Genomic DNA, 16,800 nt, shown 5'->3' with positions numbered 1-16,800 from the left:
CTCCTTGTGAGCTAACGGGAATTCATGAATCCATCGAGCGATGTGGCCTTAGCGCTCACATCCTTCGAAACTGGCGCGGCCCAGGCCAGCGGCCGCCGCGCTAGGGCCGCCCCGCCGCGCTGGCGGCGTCCCCCTTCCCGCGCGCAGCGCGAGAGAAAGGGGGAAGCGGCGCAGCCGCTCAGGGGGTTACCTCTTACTCGTCTTCCGGATTTCCTTTTCGTCCTGCCACTCGATCGTGCCTTCCTGCACATCAAACAGCTTCAGCGTGAACTTGTAGTACACGTCCTTGGTGCTGTTGTTCTGCTTGACGATGCTGGTCAGCTCGCCTTCCATGCTGTACTTGGCGGCGGTCATCTGGCCGACCTTGGCGGTGGTGCCCTGCTTGTACAGGCCGCTCTGGTTCTGGCGCTGCAGCTCGTCCACACCGGCCTGCATCTCGTTGATGGAGCGCACGAAGCGCACCTTGCCGGACTTGACCAGCGCAGTCTGGATGGAGTTCATCACGTTGGTGGTGTCGATGTACTCGCTGGTCTTGTTCTTCACGGTGGAGATCGTCACCGTGGGGCGGCCCTGGAAGATGCCGGTTTCGAGCAAACCGCCGGTCATCTTCTCGGCAATCATCTGCAGGTCGGTGGAACCGAACTCGTTGGTCACCAGCTCGACGGCCTTGGCGTCGCCGTAGTTGACCTGGCGGTCAAAACGCACGGTGGGCGACGACAGGTTCTGGCAGGCCGACAGGGCCAGGGTGCTGGCCGCAAAGGCCAGGATCAGCGCGCTGCGCTGGATGCGGTTCTTGGTGTTCATGTTGGTTTACTCCTCACTCAAACAGGGATTGGTGCGGCGCGATCAGCGCGGCTCCACATTCATTTCCAGGCGCAGATCGACAGCCGCAGAGGTAGGCGCCACGCTCTTGACAGTCTGCTGGCCCAAGCCCAGCACGCTCATCTGCTTCCAGGACTCGCCATCGCCCACCTGGTTGCCCACGTTGTCCAGCCACTTGAAGCGGTAGAACACGGTGCGGTCGGTGCGGCCCATGTTGGCCATGTCGGCCTGCACCACCAGGATGTCGTTCTTGCGCACGATGCGCATCTCGCGCACGGCGATGCTGTTGGCCTCGCCTCGCAGCGCCACCTTGGCCGCCACGGCCAGCGGCGTGGCGGGATCGTGCAACTGGGCGCTGGCGTTGCCAGCCAGGGTCATCAGGGCCGCGCACAGCACTGCAGGGATCGCGGCGGGGACAAAACGGGTTCTCATGCCAGAGGCTCCTTGAATGGGGTCAGAAACAGGGGTCAGTTCTTGGCAGCCGCTGCAGGCTGGGCGGCCGTGGGCTTGACGGTGGACGAGGGCACGGTACGGGCGCGGTTGTTGTTGGTGGTGCGCACCGGGGCCGCGGGTGCCGCTGCTGCGGCGGGAGCCGGCTGGGGTGCGGCCGCCACCGTGGGCAGCTGGCCCAGCATGGCCACGTCGCCGATCAACACGCTGTTGTCGTACATGCGCAGGGGCACCAGAGCATACTGGCCGTCGATCTTGATCGGCTGGGGCAACTGGCGACCATTGATGGTGACGGTGTGCTCGCCAGGAGGCAGGTAGCCACGGGCCACATACACGCGGCCGGGCAGCATGCGCCACAGGCGGTCGTCGGCCTGCTCGGTGGCCACCGAGGCTGCGGCACCGATGATGCCGCCGATCAGACCGCCACGCTTTTGCAGCTCGTTCTGCAGCACGCCCTTGGCCACGGCGCGGGTGAAGCCACGCAGCACCATGCCAGGCATTTCATCCTTGAGGGCACGGCGGGCCATAACGTTCACGTCCACCACTTTTTCGAGCTTGAGGTCGGTGCCAGCGGCCGACACCACCGTCAGGGGTGCGTCCTTGGAAGGCTCGATCACAGGGTACGAAATGCTGGCGGTGACCAGGCCCCGGCCGGTGGGCACGGGGATGGTGAAGGCCTTGGGCTTGCGCGCGGGGGCGTCGCCGGCTTCGACGATGAAGAGCACGTCGGTCATGCGCTGGCGGCGCTTCCAGGTGAAGCCGGTGCGGTTGTCCAGGCCGCGCAGGCCTTCCTCCAGTACGGGGGTGTCGGGCTTGAGCTCGATGGCCTTGCGGTAGCCGGGCGCGGCCAGGCCGGGCTCGTTGAGCATTTCGTACAGGAAGCCGGCCAGGTAGTGGCTCAGCGCGTTGGAGTAGCCGTTCTTGAGCGCCAGCACCTCGGGGTCGTTGAGGGTCTCGACGGGGTAGCCATTCAGCTCCTTGCCACCCGATGTGGCGCCCTTGGACTTGGCTTCTTCTTCAGCGGCCAGGGTTTCCTTGGCACGGAACTCGGCAATGATGGCTTCGCGCTCGTGGGTGCGCTTGATGTCCACGCGGGCGTTTTCAAAATCACCCACGGCCATGCGGTTGAGCGCCAGGCGCGTGGTCAGCCATACCTTTTCGTAATCCTGGCCTTCATAGACCTTCAGGCGCTCGCTCACCAGGGCGGCGCCCACGGTGCCCATCAGCTTGGAGGGGTTGGTCTTGGCGGTTTCTTCCCATTCCTTGACCTTGTTGTCGGCCAGCAGGAAGGCGTTGGTGCTGTCGGGATAGCGGCGGTCCATGCGCAGCAGTTCGCCGCGCTCCATGTTGAAGAGCAGCGCCGTTTTTTCTTCTTCGGTCTTGGCCGTGCTTTCCAGGCTGGCCAGCGCGGCGGGAATGCCGCCACTGCGCCCGGCGGTCTGCATGTCGGTGGCCAGCTTGTCATGGCTCTGCATGGTGGCGCAGCCGGTGAGGGCCGCGCTCAGTGCCAGGGCCCATAGCAGGCGCGGACGGAAACGGGGTGGGTGGGCGGTCATGGATGCTCCTTGCAGATCGGTCGGTTGCTCACCAGAAACACCCCGCGCTTACCACGCGCAGCCGTGCAACAGCCCCGCCAGAGGGAGGGTGCTTTGAATACGGCGTGCGTGGTGGAAGTCCGGTCAAGGCGGGCGCTGGCAGCCCGTGCGCCCCCTCCCGGCGCGGATACGTGCTGTGTGCGGCCCCCTCTGGCTGTGAGTTTCTTGGTTGTTGTGTATGGGGTTGTAGCCAGCCGCGGAATGTAGCAAAAGCTTGTATCTTTTCTGTAACCGTGTGGGGCCGGTGACACAGACGGACACAGGGGCCAGCACAGTGGGAGCATGGTGTGCATGTCATCCCTCCTGCTGCTGGCGCGGCATGCGGTACAGCCACACCACCCGCCCGCCGGGCGCACGCAGCTGGACGCTGGGCAGCCAGCCGGGCACCGCAAACTCCAGGCTGACCAGCCACGCGCCAGGCGCCAGCTCGGCCTGGGCCTTGGCAGCCGCGCGGGCCATGCTCTCGGGCCGTTGGAACAGGTACACCATCTGGTAGGCGCTCCAGTCGGCCTTCCACATATCGGCACGCTGTACCCGCGCCCAGGGGCAGCGCAGGGCGCACAGCAGGCGCAGCGGCCAGCTCCACTCCAGCCCGTCGAGCTGGGCGGCCGGGTAGGCATGGCGCAGGGCCTTGAGGCCATCGCCCAGGCCACAGCCTGCGTCGAGCACCCGCGCACCCAAAGGCAGCGGGGCCTGCACGGCCAGAGACTGCAGCGCATGGCGCGGCGTGGGGAACAGGGGCGCATCGCGCCACGCATTGAGCGGATAGACCAGCAGCAACAGCGAGAGCGGCACCAACCACGCCCAGGTGGGCAGGCTGGCCGCCCCCAGCAGCGCCAGCGACAACGGGAACCCTGCGGCAATCAGCCCGCGCCGCCACCAGCTGTCGCCCAGCACACTGGCAGCCGTGCCCAGCAGGCAGGCCACCAGCAAGGCGGCCACCGGGGGAACCGCGCGCTGCAGCGCCACAAAGATTAGCCACGCGCACGCCCACGCCGCCAGTGCGGGCAGGGGCCAGGGCATGCGCAGCGCGAGCATGGTTCTCCGTTCTCAGCGGCCAAAAATGCCGCGCAGCAGATTGACGGGGTTGACCACATTGCCCGCGTCCGTGCCGCCGTCGCCTGCTGGCGGCTGGCCTGCGGGCGCGCCGCCCATGCCGCTGGAATAAGCGCCTGTGCCGCCCGACGATGCAGCGGGTGCTGCGCCCATGCCACCACGGCGCCCCTGCATCTCCTCGCCCAGCATGGCCATGGTGTGTGACTTCACCCGCACGCGCACCGACCATTCAGGCTCCCACGCAGCCTTGGGGTCGGCCGGGCGGGGTGGGTACACGATGTGGCTCTCGCCACCGTAGGCCATCATGCGCAACATGGGCGTGGCATCGCGCCCACCGCCCGCAAAGATGCCCTGCGGGATGGCGCATTGGGTGGTCTCGGGCTGCAGCAGCACGCGCTCCTTGAGCCAGCGGTCGATGGTGGCGGGCGATAGGTAGTCGAACAGGCCCATGCCAGTGTCCGGCATCTCGGCGCTGGACCACATGATGAGATCGTCCCCGCTCTGTGACATGGCATGCAGGTAGTAGGCGCGCGCATTGCGCACGGGCTGCCAGCTGGTGCCCATGCTGTCCTGCGGCTTGCCGGTGGTGCGCAGGTCGATGGCGGGCATCAGGTCCTGCGCCGCGCCCAGGGAAAATTTCATGGACGCAGGCACGCCGTCGCCACGCACCTGGTGCTCGCCCACCACCGAGCTGTCCCGCGACAGGCTGACCTGGTTGCGTTCGTTGGGGTACAGCGCATAGGCCGGGCCCACGCGCGGGCCCCGGTCCGGCACGGCACGGCCCGCGAAGGCCTGGGCGTAGTCGGAGGGCTTGGCACGTGCCAGATCGATCACGCGGGGCTGGCCCGCACGCACCGCGCTACCGCAGCCCCAGTACAGCAGGATGCGACCCTTGGGCTGCTGCTGTTGCTGGTACTCACGCGGCACTTCGCCCGGCTCGGTCTGCGTGGGCTGGGCACGCGGAGGGATCAGCGGCAAGGACTCGCCCATGCGCATGCCGGGCGGGATGGACTGGCTGGCCTCGACGCCGGGGCGCAGGCTGTTGTGCAAAGCGATATCGATGACGCGCGGCGGCATGATGGACATGGCGCGGGCGTTGCCATACGACGTGTTGCTGCCGCCCCCCATGCCCGGCGCAGCGCCGCCGCCCATGCCCCCCATGAGGCCGCCGAGCATGCCGCCACCACCGGGCAGGCTGTCCATCTCGGGCATGCCGGCCATGGTGCCGGTGGACAGGTCCATCCACAGCTGCACCTTGGGAGCCTTGGTGTTTTGGGCCTGGGCGCCCAGGCTGGCAATGCACAGGCCAGCGGCCAGGCAGGCGGGGGTCAGGTAGCGCAAAGGGGTTGTCATCAGGTCTGCTCCAGGAGATACATGGATCACCCGGCAAACCATCATGGGCCGCAAAGCAGCGTCGTCGCCGCCCTGTGAAGAGGCCTTGCGGTCAACCCGGGTGTGTTGAACGCAGCGCAGTGTAGGCCCCGCAAGGACGCATTTTGCCCCTGCAAGTTACTTGTGGAAACCGTTTGTGTGCGCTATTTCACGCCATCTTGCGCGGCAACAACCTCGCGCCCCGGAGCGATGAGAGGGTCAGCCGCGCAGGCGGTCGATCAGACCGTTCAAAGCCTCCAGCGACCCGAACTGGATCGCCAGCTCGCCCATGTCCTCCACCCGGCCGTTGCGCTTGACGCGTTTCTTGACGCGCACTTCGACCTCGGCCATGAGCAGGTCCGACAGTTCTTCTTCCACACGCTTGAGGTCGCGCGACTTTTCCTTCTGGGGCTTTTGCGGCACCAGGCTGAACTCGGCGCCGATCTTTTTGACCAGGGCCTCGGCTTCGCGCACCGACAGCTTCTTGGCCGCGATCTGGTTGCCGGCCGTGATCTGCGCGGCGCGGTCCAGCGACAGCAGTGCACGCGCATGGCCCATGTCGATGTCGCCCGCCATCAGCATGGTCTGCACCGGCTCGGCCAGATTCAACAGGCGCAGCAGGTTGCTGGCGGCGCTGCGCGAGCGGCCCACGGCCTGGGCAGCCAGCTCGTGCGTCAGGCCAAACTCCTTGACCAGGCGCTGCAGGCCCTGGGCTTCTTCCAGCGGGTTGAGGTCTTCCCGCTGGATGTTTTCGATGAGCGCCATGGCGGCGGCCGACTCGTCCGGCACATCGCGCACCAGCACCGGCACCTCGGCCAGGCCCGCCAGGCGGGAGGCCCGAAAACGCCGCTCGCCCGCAATGATTTCGTACTTGCCCGCGTGTTCACCCCCCGCGAGGCGCCGCACCAGGATAGGCTGCATGACGCCCTGGACCTTGATGGACTCGGCCAGCTCGTACAGCGCGCCCTCGTCCATGCGCGTGCGCGGCTGGTACACACCCGGCACCAGCTCGGAGAGCGGCAGGCTGCTGGGCAGGCCCGCTTCGGCGGCCTGGGCCTGCTCCACTTTGTCTTCTACCTTGGGGCCCAGCAGGGCTTCCAGGCCTCGGCCGAGGCCCTTGGGTTTTTTGGTGACCATGAAATGCGTCTCGCGAAAGGAAAAGGAAAGGGCTAAGAATCAGCGGTCGATGATGACCAGCGTGCCGTGGCTGCCGGGCGCCACGGCGTGGGCCACGCCAGCGGGCACGATGAACACCTCGCCCGCATTCACCTCGGTGACCTGCCCTTGCAGGGCGAGGCGCATGCAGCCGTCCAGCACCAGCAGGGCTTCGTCAAAGTCGTGCGATTCGTCGGGATAGGCCGCGTCGTCCATGCGCAGCACCTTGACGTTGGCGCCCGCAGCCTGGCCCACCACCGTGGAGTTCCAGGCGCGGGGCAGTTGGTCGGCAATGGCGGGCAGGCTGATCTTGGTCATGGGTCGGCAACAAGGGTTCAAAACATCAACGCGCAGAGCGGCTCGCCACGCGGCGCCGCTTGCGACTGCGCCACAGGCGCAGCCACACACCGAACCCGATGGCCAGCAGCACCAGGGCCAGCATGAACTGCCCCAGCGCGCCCACCACCACCGCGCTGCTGGGCAGCAGCCAGGCCAGCACCACTTGCAGCGCATCGAGCGGCCAGTAGAGCGCCACAGGACGCCGCGCCATCATGGGTAATTGGCTCTGTGCAACACCCGCCGTATCCGGGCGCTTGCGCCAAAAAGCCCACCGGCTCATGCCGGGGTGGCGAGCTGCATCAGCCAGCCGCGCCCCTCGTCCCAGTCACCCAGCCCGGATTCGGCATTGATGTGCCCGCGCTCGCCATAGTCCACACACCGCGCACCCCAGGCCTGGGCCAGCCCTTCGGCGCGCTCGAAGCTGCAGTACGGGTCGTTGCGGCTGCCCACCAGCACAGCCGGAAACGGCAGCGGCTGGCGCGCAATGGGCGCCCAGCCGTGGATCTGCGCAGCCAGGTCGGGCCGCTCCACATCGCCCGGCGCCACCAGCAGCGCGCCGCGCACCTTGGCCGCGTGGCGGGTGTGCGCCGCCCACCAGGCGGTGAGGATGCAGCCCAGGCTGTGCGCCGCCAGCACCACGGGGCCATCCGCATCGGCCACAGTTTCTTCCAGGCGTGCAGACCAGTCGCCGCGCAGCGGGCGCATCCAGTCGTGCTGCTCCACGCGCTGGTAGCCGTGCGCGGCCTCCCAGCGGCTTTGCCAGTGGTCGGGGCCAGAGTTCTGCCAGCCAGGCAGCAGCAGGATGTTGGAGGCCTTCATTACTATCAAATTAATAGCTGCTGCCGCATATTCTTCAAGCGCCTGCAGCCATTTTGGCCATGGAAGAGGCTGCTGGAGGCATGGTTTGCACACGCTCGACCATCTCCTGCGCAAACTCCACAAAGGCCTGGCTGCCCTTGGCGGCCGGGTCAAACACCACACCGGGCAGGCCATAGCTGGGCGCCTCGGCCAGGCGCACGTTGCGCGGAATCACACTGTTGAACACCTTGTCGCCAAAGTGGCCCTTGAGCTGGTCGCTCACCTGCTGCTGCAGCGTGATGCGCGGGTCGAACATCACGCGCAGCAGGCCGATGATCTGCAGGTCGGCATTGAGGTTGGCGTGCACCTGCTTGATGGTGTTGACCAGGTCGGTCAGGCCTTCCAGCGCGAAGTATTCGCACTGCATGGGCACTATCACGCCGTGGGCACTGCACAGGCCGTTGAGGGTGAGCATCGACAGCGACGGAGGGCAGTCGATCAGCACGAAGTCGTAGTCACCATCGGCCTCCGCCAGCGCGGATTTGAGGCGCTTTTCGCGGTGCTCCAGCGCCACCAGTTCCACCTCGGCCCCGGCCAGTTCGCGGTTGGCGCCCAGCACCCAGTAGCCACATTTGTCCGACAGCACGGCCGCCTCTTTCACCGAGGCGGATTCGAGCAGCACGTCGTACACCGTGAGGTCGAGGCTGCGCTTGTCCACGCCCGAGCCCATGGTGGCGTTGCCCTGCGGGTCCAGGTCCACCATCAGCACGCGCTGGCCGATCTTGGCCAGGCCGGCGGCGAGGTTGACGGTGGTGGTGGTCTTGCCCACCCCACCCTTTTGATTGGCAACGCAAAAGATCTTGGCCATGTGGGTGCTGCAGTTCGTGTGGTGTTATTTGGAGATGGCCAGCTTGATGCCAAAGCCGATCAGGAAGACGCCTGCCACTTTCTCCAGCACGCGGCCGATGCGCGGGTTGGCGCGCATGCGCTCGGCCAGGTGGTGCGTGAGCAGCACGGCGACCAAGCCATAGAGAAACGTCAACGCGGCCACCGTGGCCGCCATCACGCCAAAGGTCAGCATGCCCTGGTGGCGCGCAGGATCGACGAACAGCGGAAAGAACGCCATGTAGAAAACGATGGCCTTGGGGTTGAGCAAGGTGATGAGCCCGGCCTGCTTGAAATAGTGGCGTGGCTCGATGTTCAGGATGGGCTGGGCGCCCGGCTTGGCCGTGACCATCTTGAAACCCAGCCACGCCAGATAGGCGGCCCCCAGCCACTGCACCGTGTGGAAGGCCGTGGGGTAGGTGGCAAGCAACGCAGCCACACCGGCCACTGCCGCCCACATCAGCACCTGGTCGCCCGCAATCACGCCCATGGTGGCCGCCATGCCGCCGCGAATACCGCCCTTGCTGGTGGAGGTGATGAGCGCCAGATTGCCAGGGCCCGGAATGAGCAGGAACAACACGATGGCGGCGACAAAGGCGCCGTAGTCTGCGATGCCGAACATGGTTTCTCCTGGTGCGCGGGGAGGGTGCGACCGAAAGATGCACCCGGGTGAGGAGCCGAGTTTACGCGAGCCCCCTGCCCCACCCGTCGAAAAGTCGGCGCACTGAGGACAGAGCCATCAGGCGGGCTTCATCCAAATGATGCAGCGCTCCGCGTCCAGACCCGGCACCGTGAGCTGTTCCACGTGAAACACTGCCACATCCCCAGGCAGCGCAGCGATTTCCTCATGGGGGTGTTTGCCCTTCATGGCCAGCCACGCGCCATGGGGCGCGGCCAGTGCGCTGCGCGACCAGGTCACAAAGTCTGGCAACGAGGCAAACGCACGGCAGCTGATGACATCGAACGGCGTGCTCAACGTCTCAACCCGTGCATGCACGCCGTGCAGGTTGCGCAACTTGAGCGCCACTGCTGCCTGCTGGATGAACGCTGCCTTCTTACCCACGGTGTCCACGCAGCTTACGTCCACATCCGGGCAGCAGATGGCAAACACCACACCGGGCAGCCCGCCGCCCGATCCGACATCCAGCAGCTTCACCGCCGCCACCCCATCCTGCTGCAGGCCCGCCACATGCCGCCGCAGCGGCGCCACGGCAGCCAGGCTGTCCAGCAGGTGGTGCGTCATCATCTCCTGCGGGTCACGCACGGCGGTCAGGTTGTAGACCTTGTTCCACTTTTGCAGCAGCGCCAGGAAATCCATCAACAGGGAAACCTGCGCATCGCTCAGGCCCAGCGCCAGAGCGTCGACCCCGGCTTGCAATTGTTGGCGCAGGCTGTCGTGGTTGTTGTTCACCGCCATCGTCATGCCGCCACTTCGCCTTCTGCCTTGGATGGCATGGCGGGTGCCACGGCGAACTCCTTGAACCCACCCTTCTTCAGATGCACCATCAGCAGCGAGATCGACGCAGGCGTAATGCCCGTGATGCGCGAGGCATGGCCCAGGGTCTCGGGCCGGTGACGGGTGAGCACTTGGCGCGCCTCGATGCTCAGCGCGGTGACCTGCATGTAGTCCAGGTCGGGCGGCAAGCGCAGCTTCTCGAAGTGGGCAGCGCGCTCCACCTCACCCTTCTGGCGGTCGATGTAGCCTGCGTACTTGGCGGCAATCTCCACCTGCTCCAGCACCGGGGCGCTCAGGTCGCCCAGGGTTTCACGTGAAACATCGGCGGATGCGTACTTGCCGCCATCCATGGACATCAGGTTGGCGTAGCCCACATCGGGGCGGCGCAGCAGCTCGAACAGGTTGTACTCGTGCTCGATGCTCTTGCCCAGCACCCGCTCAGATTCGGCGGCAGGCAGATTGCGCGGGTTCACCCAGGTGGCCTTCAAGCGCTCTGTTTCACGTGAAACCGCATCGCGCTTGCGGCTGAAGGCATCCCAGCGCGCATCGTCCACCAGGCCCATCTGGCGCCCCACTTCCGTCAGGCGCATGTCCGCATTGTCCTCGCGCAGCTGGAGGCGGAACTCGGCCCGGCTGGTGAACATACGGTAAGGCTCGGTCACGCCCTTGGTGATCAGATCGTCAACCAGCACACCCAGATAAGCCTCGTCGCGGCCGGGCAGCCAGGGCGCATCGCCCCGGCACTGCAGCGCGGCGTTGATGCCGGCGAACAGGCCCTGGGCCGCCGCCTCTTCATAACCGGTGGTGCCGTTGATCTGCCCAGCAAAGAACAGGCCCTGGATCTGGCGGGTTTCAAAGCTGCTCTTGAGCGAGCGGGGGTCGAAGTAGTCGTATTCGATGGCGTAGCCGGGGCGCAGGATGTGCGCGTTCTCCAGCCCCGGCATGCTGCGCACCAGGTCGTACTGGATGTCGAACGGCAGGCTGGTGCTGATGCCGTTGGGGTAGAACTCGTGCGTGGTCAGGCCTTCGGGCTCCAGAAAGATCTGGTGGCTGTCCTTGTCCGCAAAGCGGTTGATCTTGTCTTCCACGCTCGGGCAGTAGCGCGGGCCCACACCCTCGATCTTGCCGGTGAACATGGGGCTGCGGTCAAAGCCGCTGCGGATGATCTCGTGCGTGCGCTCGTTGGTGTGGGTGATCCAGCAGGGCACCTGCTGGGGGTGCATTTGTGCATTGCCCATGAAGCTGAACACAGGCACCGTGCCCTCGTTCACGCCGCCGGGCATGCCGTCTCCGGGCTGTTCGGTGCACTTCGAGAAGTCGATGCTGCGCCCATCGATACGGGGCGGCGTGCCGGTCTTGAGGCGCCCTTGCGGCAGCTTCAGCTCCTTGAGGCGCGCCGACAGCGATACCGCCGGTGGGTCCCCTGCCCGGCCGGCTGCGTAGTTGTTCAGCCCCACATGGATCTTGCCGTCCAGAAAGGTGCCCGCCGTCAGCACCACGGTGCGGCTGCGGAAGCGGATGCCCACCTGCGACACGGCGCCCACCACGCGGTCGCCTTCCACCATCAGGTCGTCCACCGCCTGCTGGAACAGCCACAGGTTGGGCTGGTTCTCCAGCATGCGGCGGATGGCGGCCTTGTACAGAATGCGGTCGGCCTGGGCGCGCGTGGCACGCACCGCAGGGCCCTTGGAGCTGTTGAGGATGCGGAACTGGATGCCCCCCTCGTCCGTCGCCAGCGCCATGGCCCCGCCCAGCGCATCCACCTCTTTCACCAAGTGGCCCTTGCCGATGCCCCCAATGCTGGGGTTGCAACTCATCTGCCCCAGGGTCTCAATGTTGTGGGTCAGCAGCAGCGTTTTGCTGCCCATACGGGCAGCGGCCAGCGCGGCCTCGGTGCCTGCATGGCCACCGCCAACAACGATCACATCAAATTCCTGGGGATACAACATGGGGACACTCCGGGGCCTGGCGGGCCCGATAATCAAAACACCCGGTGCACGCGGGCACCCTGTCAAAGGCGCCGCACACCGGCCCTGCTGGAGGTGGGCGCACTTGGCGCCCCAGCAGGCAACCCGCGATTTTCCCACTTTGCGCAGGCCGTGTCTGTTTCCAGCCCCCTCACCCTCTTCCTGACCGAGTTGCTTGGCGCCCCGCCTCCGGCTATGGAGACCTGGTGGACTCGTGCTGAACGGCGCTTGCTGGAGCGTGGCCAGCCCCTGCTGCGGGCGGGCGAACACTGGCGGCACCTGTGGTGGGTGGAGCGCGGCGCGCTGCGGCTGTACTACCTGGACCGCGACGGGGCCGAGTCCAACAAGAACTTCTTTCTGGACGGCGCCCTGTGCTGGCCCATCACCCCCACATTGCGCCAGCAGCCGGTGATGTTTCACGTGGAACCATTGGAAGACAGCGTGGTGTGGGCGCTGCCCCTCCATCCCAGCGACCCACTGCCCGGCGCAGGCTGGGCACCGTGGACCGCCCTGGAGCACCGGGTACTCTGCGCCCTGCTCGACGGCAAGATGCAGCGCGAGCAGGAATTTCTGCAACTCAGCGCCCGCCAGCGCTACACCCGCTTGCTGGAGCAACACCCGCAATGGGCCGAGCGGATCGCCCTCAAGCACCTGGCGTCGTACCTCGGCGTGACCGATGTGTCGCTGTCGCGCCTGCGCAGCGAGATGGGGCTTATCAAAGGATAAGGCGGGGGGCGCGGGCCTTCGGCAGAGTGCGGGCATCGCACCCACCAGTCCCGCCCATGACCGTCCACCCACACGCCCACAAAACACCGCCCCTGCACCTCTCGCTCCTGCCCCACACCCTTGCCGTGTTGTGGCTGGGCCTCATGGCCGGGTTCTTCGGCACCTACAGCGCCAACGTCAACCTGGCCCTGCTGCAGATGGATGGCGCGACCTATGCCACGGTGCAGTCCGCCTTCAACCGCAACGTGCGGCACGCCCTGTTCTTTACGCTGTTCTTCGGCCCGCCGGTGTGGTGCGCCCTGACCCTCGCCACGGCCTGGCGTGAACACCGCGCGCTGTGGTGGCGCCTGCTGGCCTTGGTCGGCGCGGCCTATCTGCTGGGCATCGTGTTCTTCACCCAGCAGGTTAACCTGCCCCTGAACTACACCACCGAAGCCTGGAACCCCCAGGCCCTGCCCGCCGACTGGGCCCGGGTGCGCGACCAGTGGAATGCCGCCAACCTGTGGCGGGCCTGGCTCAGCCTGGGGTGTTTTGCGGCGGCGCTGGGCACGCTGGTGGGGCGCCTGGCCGGTCGCCGCATGCCGGGCTGACGTGGTGAGCGGTGGCCACCGTCATCCCACGCACAGCACCGAGCCAAAAAACCGCAACGCGCTCCCCGCTTGCAGGATTCCTGCCGCGCGCCTGTGATTCAATCGCAGGCACCATGCCCAACACCACCCCCTCCCTCCTCGTCTTTGCCGGCAGCACACGCCAGCAATCGTTCAACCGCAAACTGGCCCACGCCACCGCCGCCATCGCGCGCGATGCGGGTGCCAGCGTCACGCTGCTGGAGCTGTCCGAGTTCGACATCCCGCTGTACAACGCCGACCTCGAAGCCCAGGGCACGCCCGCCGATGTGATCCGTCTGAAGGAAATCCTGTGGCAGCACCCGGCCTGGGTGATCTGCTCGCCCGAATACAACGGCAGCTACACCGCCCTGCTCAAGAACACCATCGACTGGGCCTCCAGCCCCGTCAAAGGCAACCCCGACTGGCAGGACGGCGGCAAGAGCTTTCGCGGCAAGGTGGTGGGCATGCTCAGCGCGTCGCCCGGCGCCCTGGGCGGCCTGCGCTCGCAAAGCCACTTGGCGCCCCTGCTCATCAATGCCGAATGCTGGCTCGCGCCCAAGGCGTTTGCGCTGGGCTCGGCGGGCAGCGCATTTGACGACAGCGGCGCCCTCATCCAGCAAACCCACCGCGACCGCGTGCGCGCCGTGGTGGACCAGGTGCTGTGGGCATCGGCCCGGCTGAATGCTGAGGCGGCCACAGGTCAGTGAGCATGAATACAAGGGTCAAAATAAGCCCTTGCGCGCACCCCATATGCCTCTATAGCTATATAAACAAGAGCAAACACCCATGGACTGCCGCCCCGGCTGCGGCGCCTGCTGCACCGCTCCCTCCATCAGCTCGCCCATCCCGGGCATGCCCCAGGGTAAACCGGCGGGGGTGCGCTGCATCCAGCTGGGGGAGGATGCGCGCTGCCTCATTTTTGGGCAGCCCGAGCGCCCGGCGGTGTGCGGCGGGTTGATGCCATCCACTGAAATGTGCGGCCCGAGCGCAGAGCAGGCCCTGTTCTACCTGGCGCAGCTGGAGCGGTTAACGGCCCCGCAATGACGCAAGCGCAGGGCCGGACAGGCGCAATGAACCTGTTGGAGGCCTGGCTGTATTGAAACGCGGGCAGAACACAATCCAAAACACCCGCTTCCGCGCTCTGATCAAGCCCTGATAGCTATACAAGCGATAGCAATCGCCGAAAATCACCACCAGGCGCCAGCGCCAGCGGACGCCTGCAATTGCTGGCGAGGCCTCTACTGCATCGAGTGCAGCCCCACCTTGTTTTCCTCGGTGTCCGCAAAGTGGGCAAAAAAGCCGAAGCCGTTGCCAAACTCCGAGTGGGGCACCACCACCTGACCACCGACAGACTGCACCTTGGCATCGCTCCCTTGCAGCAGCCTTCAGCGACCACTGCCGCAGCAGACTAGAAGCGTCTCTGCCGGGCAATCAACCAGTGAAATTGCCACAACAGGCCCACTGGAATCAAGAGCACGACCGTGATGCCAGCCAGCAATACCGGGGCTGACTGACCCAGTCTCACAGCATCAAGCGCCTGCGGCACAGTGAGGAGCAACCAACCAATCAAACCCAACCCCGCACAGACCTTGACTGCCAACGGAACACCCGAGGTGGCATACCGAACATGTCGAAAGAACAACGCCCACAACGCCACCAGTCCTGCACCGCACGCCGTCATCCAAAGAAAAACTAGGACTAAGCCCACCAGTGATGTGGAAGGGCTCCAACGAAGAAGCGGTGCCACCACCATCAGCCAGGCCTCAAGAAGCCAAGTCATGGACAACGGCAGCACCACGAGCACGAACTCCAGCAGGATCAAGGCACGGAAAAGCATAACAACGGGACTTCTCTGAATGGCACCCAAGGGTCTTGGGCTCGCGCGACGATACAAGACTTGCGCCACGAGGCTCTTTGCCCAATCCGACGCCGCCCGGGCATAACTACACCGCTCTCCAAGCAAGCTCACGGCCTCGCCAACGCCCGATCCTCCCGGCACGCATTCAGCGGCTTGGCCGTGGCCGAGGCGATGCGCAGCACCCGCTGCTCGCGGCGGTCCACCACCACCTTCATGCAGGCACAGCCGTGGCCGTAGTGGCCGTTGGTCTTTGTCCATTGCGCGTCGGTGAACACGGGCCAGTCGCCCTCGGCGCTGGCGCCGCCCTGGGTGGCGATCACCCACTCGCCATCGCGGTCGGTCAGGGTGGCGTTGCCGGGGGTGGGGTTGTGGAACCAGCCGCAGCGGTTTTCCAGCGGGGCAGCGCGGCTGGTCGATGGCACAGCAGTGTTTTGGGCGCTGGCGGCCACGGCGCAGGCCAGCGACGCGGCGCCCAGCGCCAGGTGGCGGGCGTGGCGCCGCAGTGGGGTGGGGGCGGGTGGCATGGTTGGTCCTCTCTGGATTTGAAGAAAAATGGGCCCTTCAGCTCGTCCATCATGCCTTGATAGCTATCAAAACAGCAGCGCTTGATACTCTGGTGTCACACAGCGGCGGCCCCGCGCGTCTAAGCCCAGGCCCCGCCCGATCCGGTGCATTGGGCGCACACTCTACCTCCCCCGCTCCGCTGCCATGACGCTTTCTGCCCCCACCCCCGCCGACCCCTTCACCACCCTGCGCCCGCGCCTGTTCGGCATTGCCTACCGCATGCTGGGCGTGCGCGCCGATGCCGAGGATGTGCTGCAAGACGCCTGGCTGCGCTGGAGCCGCCAGGACCCCACCGCGCTGCAGTCGGCCGAGGCCTGGCTGGTGACGGTGGTCACGCGCCTGTCCATCGACCGGCTGCGCGCGCTCAAGGCCGAGCGTGAGGCCTATGTGGGCTGGTGGCTGCCCGAGCCGCTGGTGCAGCTGCACGACCCCGCCACCGGCGATGCGCAGCACCACCAAACGCCCGAGGCGGCCGCCGAGCTGGCGGGCGAGCTGTCGGTGGCCTTCTTGTATGTGCTGGAGCGCCTGGGGCCCGAGGAGCGCGCGGCCTTTTTGCTGCGCCAGGTGTTCGACTACGACTACCCCGAGATCGCCGCCCAGCTGGGCAAGACCGAGGCCAGCTGCCGCCAGATGGTGCACCGCGCCAGCGAGCGCGTGCAGCAGGCGCGCACCCGCTTTGAGGTGCCGCAGGCGGTGCACCACCAGTTGCTGCAGCGCTTCATGAAAGCCGCCCAGAGTGGCGACCGCCATGCCATCGAGGCACTGTTGAGCGAAGACGCCCAGCTCATCGGCGATGGCGGTGGCATCGTGCCCTCGTTTCCCAAGCCGCTGGTAGGGCCGTTTCGCATCACCAACCTGTACTGGGCGGTGTTCCGGCGCCTGGGCGCGCAGGTGGTGTACCGCATGGCGCTCATCAATGGCGAGCCGGGCCTGCTGCGCTATGTGGACGGGCGCATCGAGTCGGCCCAGGCGTTTGTGACCGATGGCGAGCGCATCGTGGCCATCTACGCCGTGCGCAACCCGGACAAGCTGGCCGGCATCCCGGCCATGCTGCCGCTGTAAAGACACGGGCATAGCGCCGTCCGCGCAGACCATCACGCGGGCAGCTCCGGCGAGTGCGCCAGGGCAGAAAAAACGCAGGCCACCTGTC

General features: G+C 66.4%; 20 protein-coding genes. 5 read left to right on the top strand and 15 right to left on the bottom strand.

The window, feature by feature from the left end; translation table 11 throughout:
• Positions 1 to 186: 186 nt before the first annotated feature.
• The 13 genes from lpoB to mnmG form a co-directional block, all read right to left on the bottom strand.
• The gene (gene lpoB / locus ACTJKQ_RS06700) at positions 187 to 804 is read right to left on the bottom strand and encodes a penicillin-binding protein activator LpoB (protein ID WP_056742439.1); all 618 of its coding nucleotides are present in this window, start codon (positions 802 to 804) and stop codon (positions 187 to 189) included.
• Between the two features lie 42 nt (positions 805 to 846).
• Positions 847 to 1,254 (bottom strand): YcfL family protein, encoded by a 408-nt coding sequence (locus ACTJKQ_RS06695; RefSeq protein WP_056056988.1) that lies wholly within the window; start codon positions 1,252 to 1,254, stop codon positions 847 to 849.
• A 35-nt stretch (positions 1,255 to 1,289) separates the two neighbouring features.
• Positions 1,290 to 2,828 carry a COG3014 family protein gene (locus tag ACTJKQ_RS06690; RefSeq protein WP_192419428.1) on the bottom strand — a complete coding sequence of 513 codons (1,539 nt, stop codon included), beginning with the start codon at positions 2,826 to 2,828 and terminating at the stop codon, positions 1,290 to 1,292.
• A gap of 333 nt (positions 2,829 to 3,161) precedes the next feature.
• Positions 3,162 to 3,905 (bottom strand): class I SAM-dependent methyltransferase, encoded by a 744-nt coding sequence (locus tag ACTJKQ_RS06685; RefSeq protein ID WP_056056984.1) that lies wholly within the window; start codon positions 3,903 to 3,905, stop codon positions 3,162 to 3,164.
• A gap of 12 nt (positions 3,906 to 3,917) precedes the next feature.
• Positions 3,918 to 5,276, bottom strand: a complete 1,359-nt coding sequence (locus ACTJKQ_RS06680) for a hypothetical protein (RefSeq protein WP_440596388.1) — start codon at positions 5,274 to 5,276, stop codon at positions 3,918 to 3,920.
• Positions 5,277 to 5,513: 237 nt separating this feature from the next.
• The gene (locus ACTJKQ_RS06675; protein WP_099731631.1) at positions 5,514 to 6,431 is read right to left on the bottom strand and encodes a ParB/RepB/Spo0J family partition protein; all 918 of its coding nucleotides are present in this window, start codon (positions 6,429 to 6,431) and stop codon (positions 5,514 to 5,516) included.
• Positions 6,432 to 6,470: 39 nt separating this feature from the next.
• A complete protein-coding gene (locus ACTJKQ_RS06670) occupies positions 6,471 to 6,767 on the bottom strand; it encodes a cupin domain-containing protein (RefSeq protein WP_440596387.1) in 297 nt (98 codons plus the stop codon).
• A 25-nt stretch (positions 6,768 to 6,792) separates the two neighbouring features.
• Entirely contained in the window at positions 6,793 to 6,999 is a 207-nt protein-coding gene (locus ACTJKQ_RS06665) for a hypothetical protein (RefSeq protein WP_288851755.1), read from the bottom strand.
• A 65-nt stretch (positions 7,000 to 7,064) separates the two neighbouring features.
• Entirely contained in the window at positions 7,065 to 7,607 is a 543-nt protein-coding gene (locus tag ACTJKQ_RS06660; protein WP_056742452.1) for an RBBP9/YdeN family alpha/beta hydrolase, read from the bottom strand.
• Positions 7,608 to 7,641: 34 nt separating this feature from the next.
• Positions 7,642 to 8,454, bottom strand: coding sequence for a ParA family protein (locus tag ACTJKQ_RS06655; RefSeq protein ID WP_056742454.1), 813 nt, complete (start codon positions 8,452 to 8,454; stop codon positions 7,642 to 7,644).
• Between the two features lie 24 nt (positions 8,455 to 8,478).
• A complete protein-coding gene (locus tag ACTJKQ_RS06650) occupies positions 8,479 to 9,093 on the bottom strand; it encodes a LysE family transporter (protein ID WP_440596386.1) in 615 nt (204 codons plus the stop codon).
• Between the two features lie 117 nt (positions 9,094 to 9,210).
• Positions 9,211 to 9,894, bottom strand: a complete 684-nt coding sequence (rsmG, locus tag ACTJKQ_RS06645) for a 16S rRNA (guanine(527)-N(7))-methyltransferase RsmG (RefSeq protein WP_440596385.1) — start codon at positions 9,892 to 9,894, stop codon at positions 9,211 to 9,213.
• Positions 9,891 to 11,876: a tRNA uridine-5-carboxymethylaminomethyl(34) synthesis enzyme MnmG gene (mnmG, locus tag ACTJKQ_RS06640; RefSeq protein WP_440596384.1), complete on the bottom strand. Its 1,986-nt coding sequence runs from the start codon at positions 11,874 to 11,876 to the stop codon at positions 9,891 to 9,893. Before mnmG ends, rsmG begins: the two co-directional genes overlap by 4 nt.
• 150 nt (positions 11,877 to 12,026) lie before the next feature.
• Here mnmG and ACTJKQ_RS06635 point away from each other — a divergent pair, with 150 nt between their 5' ends.
• The 4 genes from ACTJKQ_RS06635 (at position 12,027) to ACTJKQ_RS06620 (ending at position 14,272) form a co-directional block, all read left to right on the top strand.
• Entirely contained in the window at positions 12,027 to 12,620 is a 594-nt protein-coding gene (locus ACTJKQ_RS06635) for a Crp/Fnr family transcriptional regulator (RefSeq protein WP_288851760.1), read from the top strand.
• A 56-nt stretch (positions 12,621 to 12,676) separates the two neighbouring features.
• On the top strand, positions 12,677 to 13,210 hold the full coding sequence (locus ACTJKQ_RS06630; RefSeq protein WP_288851761.1) for a DUF1772 domain-containing protein: 534 nt from the start codon (positions 12,677 to 12,679) through the stop codon (positions 13,208 to 13,210).
• Positions 13,211 to 13,323: 113 nt separating this feature from the next.
• Positions 13,324 to 13,935, top strand: coding sequence for an NADPH-dependent FMN reductase (locus ACTJKQ_RS06625; RefSeq protein WP_288851762.1), 612 nt, complete (start codon positions 13,324 to 13,326; stop codon positions 13,933 to 13,935).
• 79 nt (positions 13,936 to 14,014) lie between these two features.
• Positions 14,015 to 14,272 carry a YkgJ family cysteine cluster protein gene (locus ACTJKQ_RS06620; RefSeq protein WP_288851763.1) on the top strand — a complete coding sequence of 86 codons (258 nt, stop codon included), beginning with the start codon at positions 14,015 to 14,017 and terminating at the stop codon, positions 14,270 to 14,272.
• A 364-nt stretch (positions 14,273 to 14,636) separates the two neighbouring features.
• Here ACTJKQ_RS06620 and ACTJKQ_RS06615 read toward each other — a convergent pair whose 3' ends face one another.
• Positions 14,637 to 15,065, bottom strand: coding sequence for a hypothetical protein (locus ACTJKQ_RS06615; protein WP_288851764.1), 429 nt, complete (start codon positions 15,063 to 15,065; stop codon positions 14,637 to 14,639).
• 128 nt (positions 15,066 to 15,193) lie between these two features.
• Entirely contained in the window at positions 15,194 to 15,610 is a 417-nt protein-coding gene (locus tag ACTJKQ_RS06610; RefSeq protein ID WP_440596383.1) for a DUF4087 domain-containing protein, read from the bottom strand.
• A 184-nt stretch (positions 15,611 to 15,794) separates the two neighbouring features.
• On the opposite strand from ACTJKQ_RS06610, the gene ACTJKQ_RS06605 reads away from it, so the two are divergent.
• The gene (locus tag ACTJKQ_RS06605; RefSeq protein ID WP_440596382.1) at positions 15,795 to 16,712 is read left to right on the top strand and encodes an RNA polymerase sigma-70 factor; all 918 of its coding nucleotides are present in this window, start codon (positions 15,795 to 15,797) and stop codon (positions 16,710 to 16,712) included.
• Positions 16,713 to 16,800: the final 88 nt, after the last annotated feature.

The organism is Acidovorax sp. 22279, assembly GCF_052045435.1.
In the GTDB taxonomy this organism is placed as follows: domain Bacteria; phylum Pseudomonadota; class Gammaproteobacteria; order Burkholderiales; family Burkholderiaceae_C; genus Acidovorax; species Acidovorax delafieldii.
Note: the sequence above shows the minus strand (reverse complement) of the source record. Positions and strands in the feature narration are given on the sequence as shown.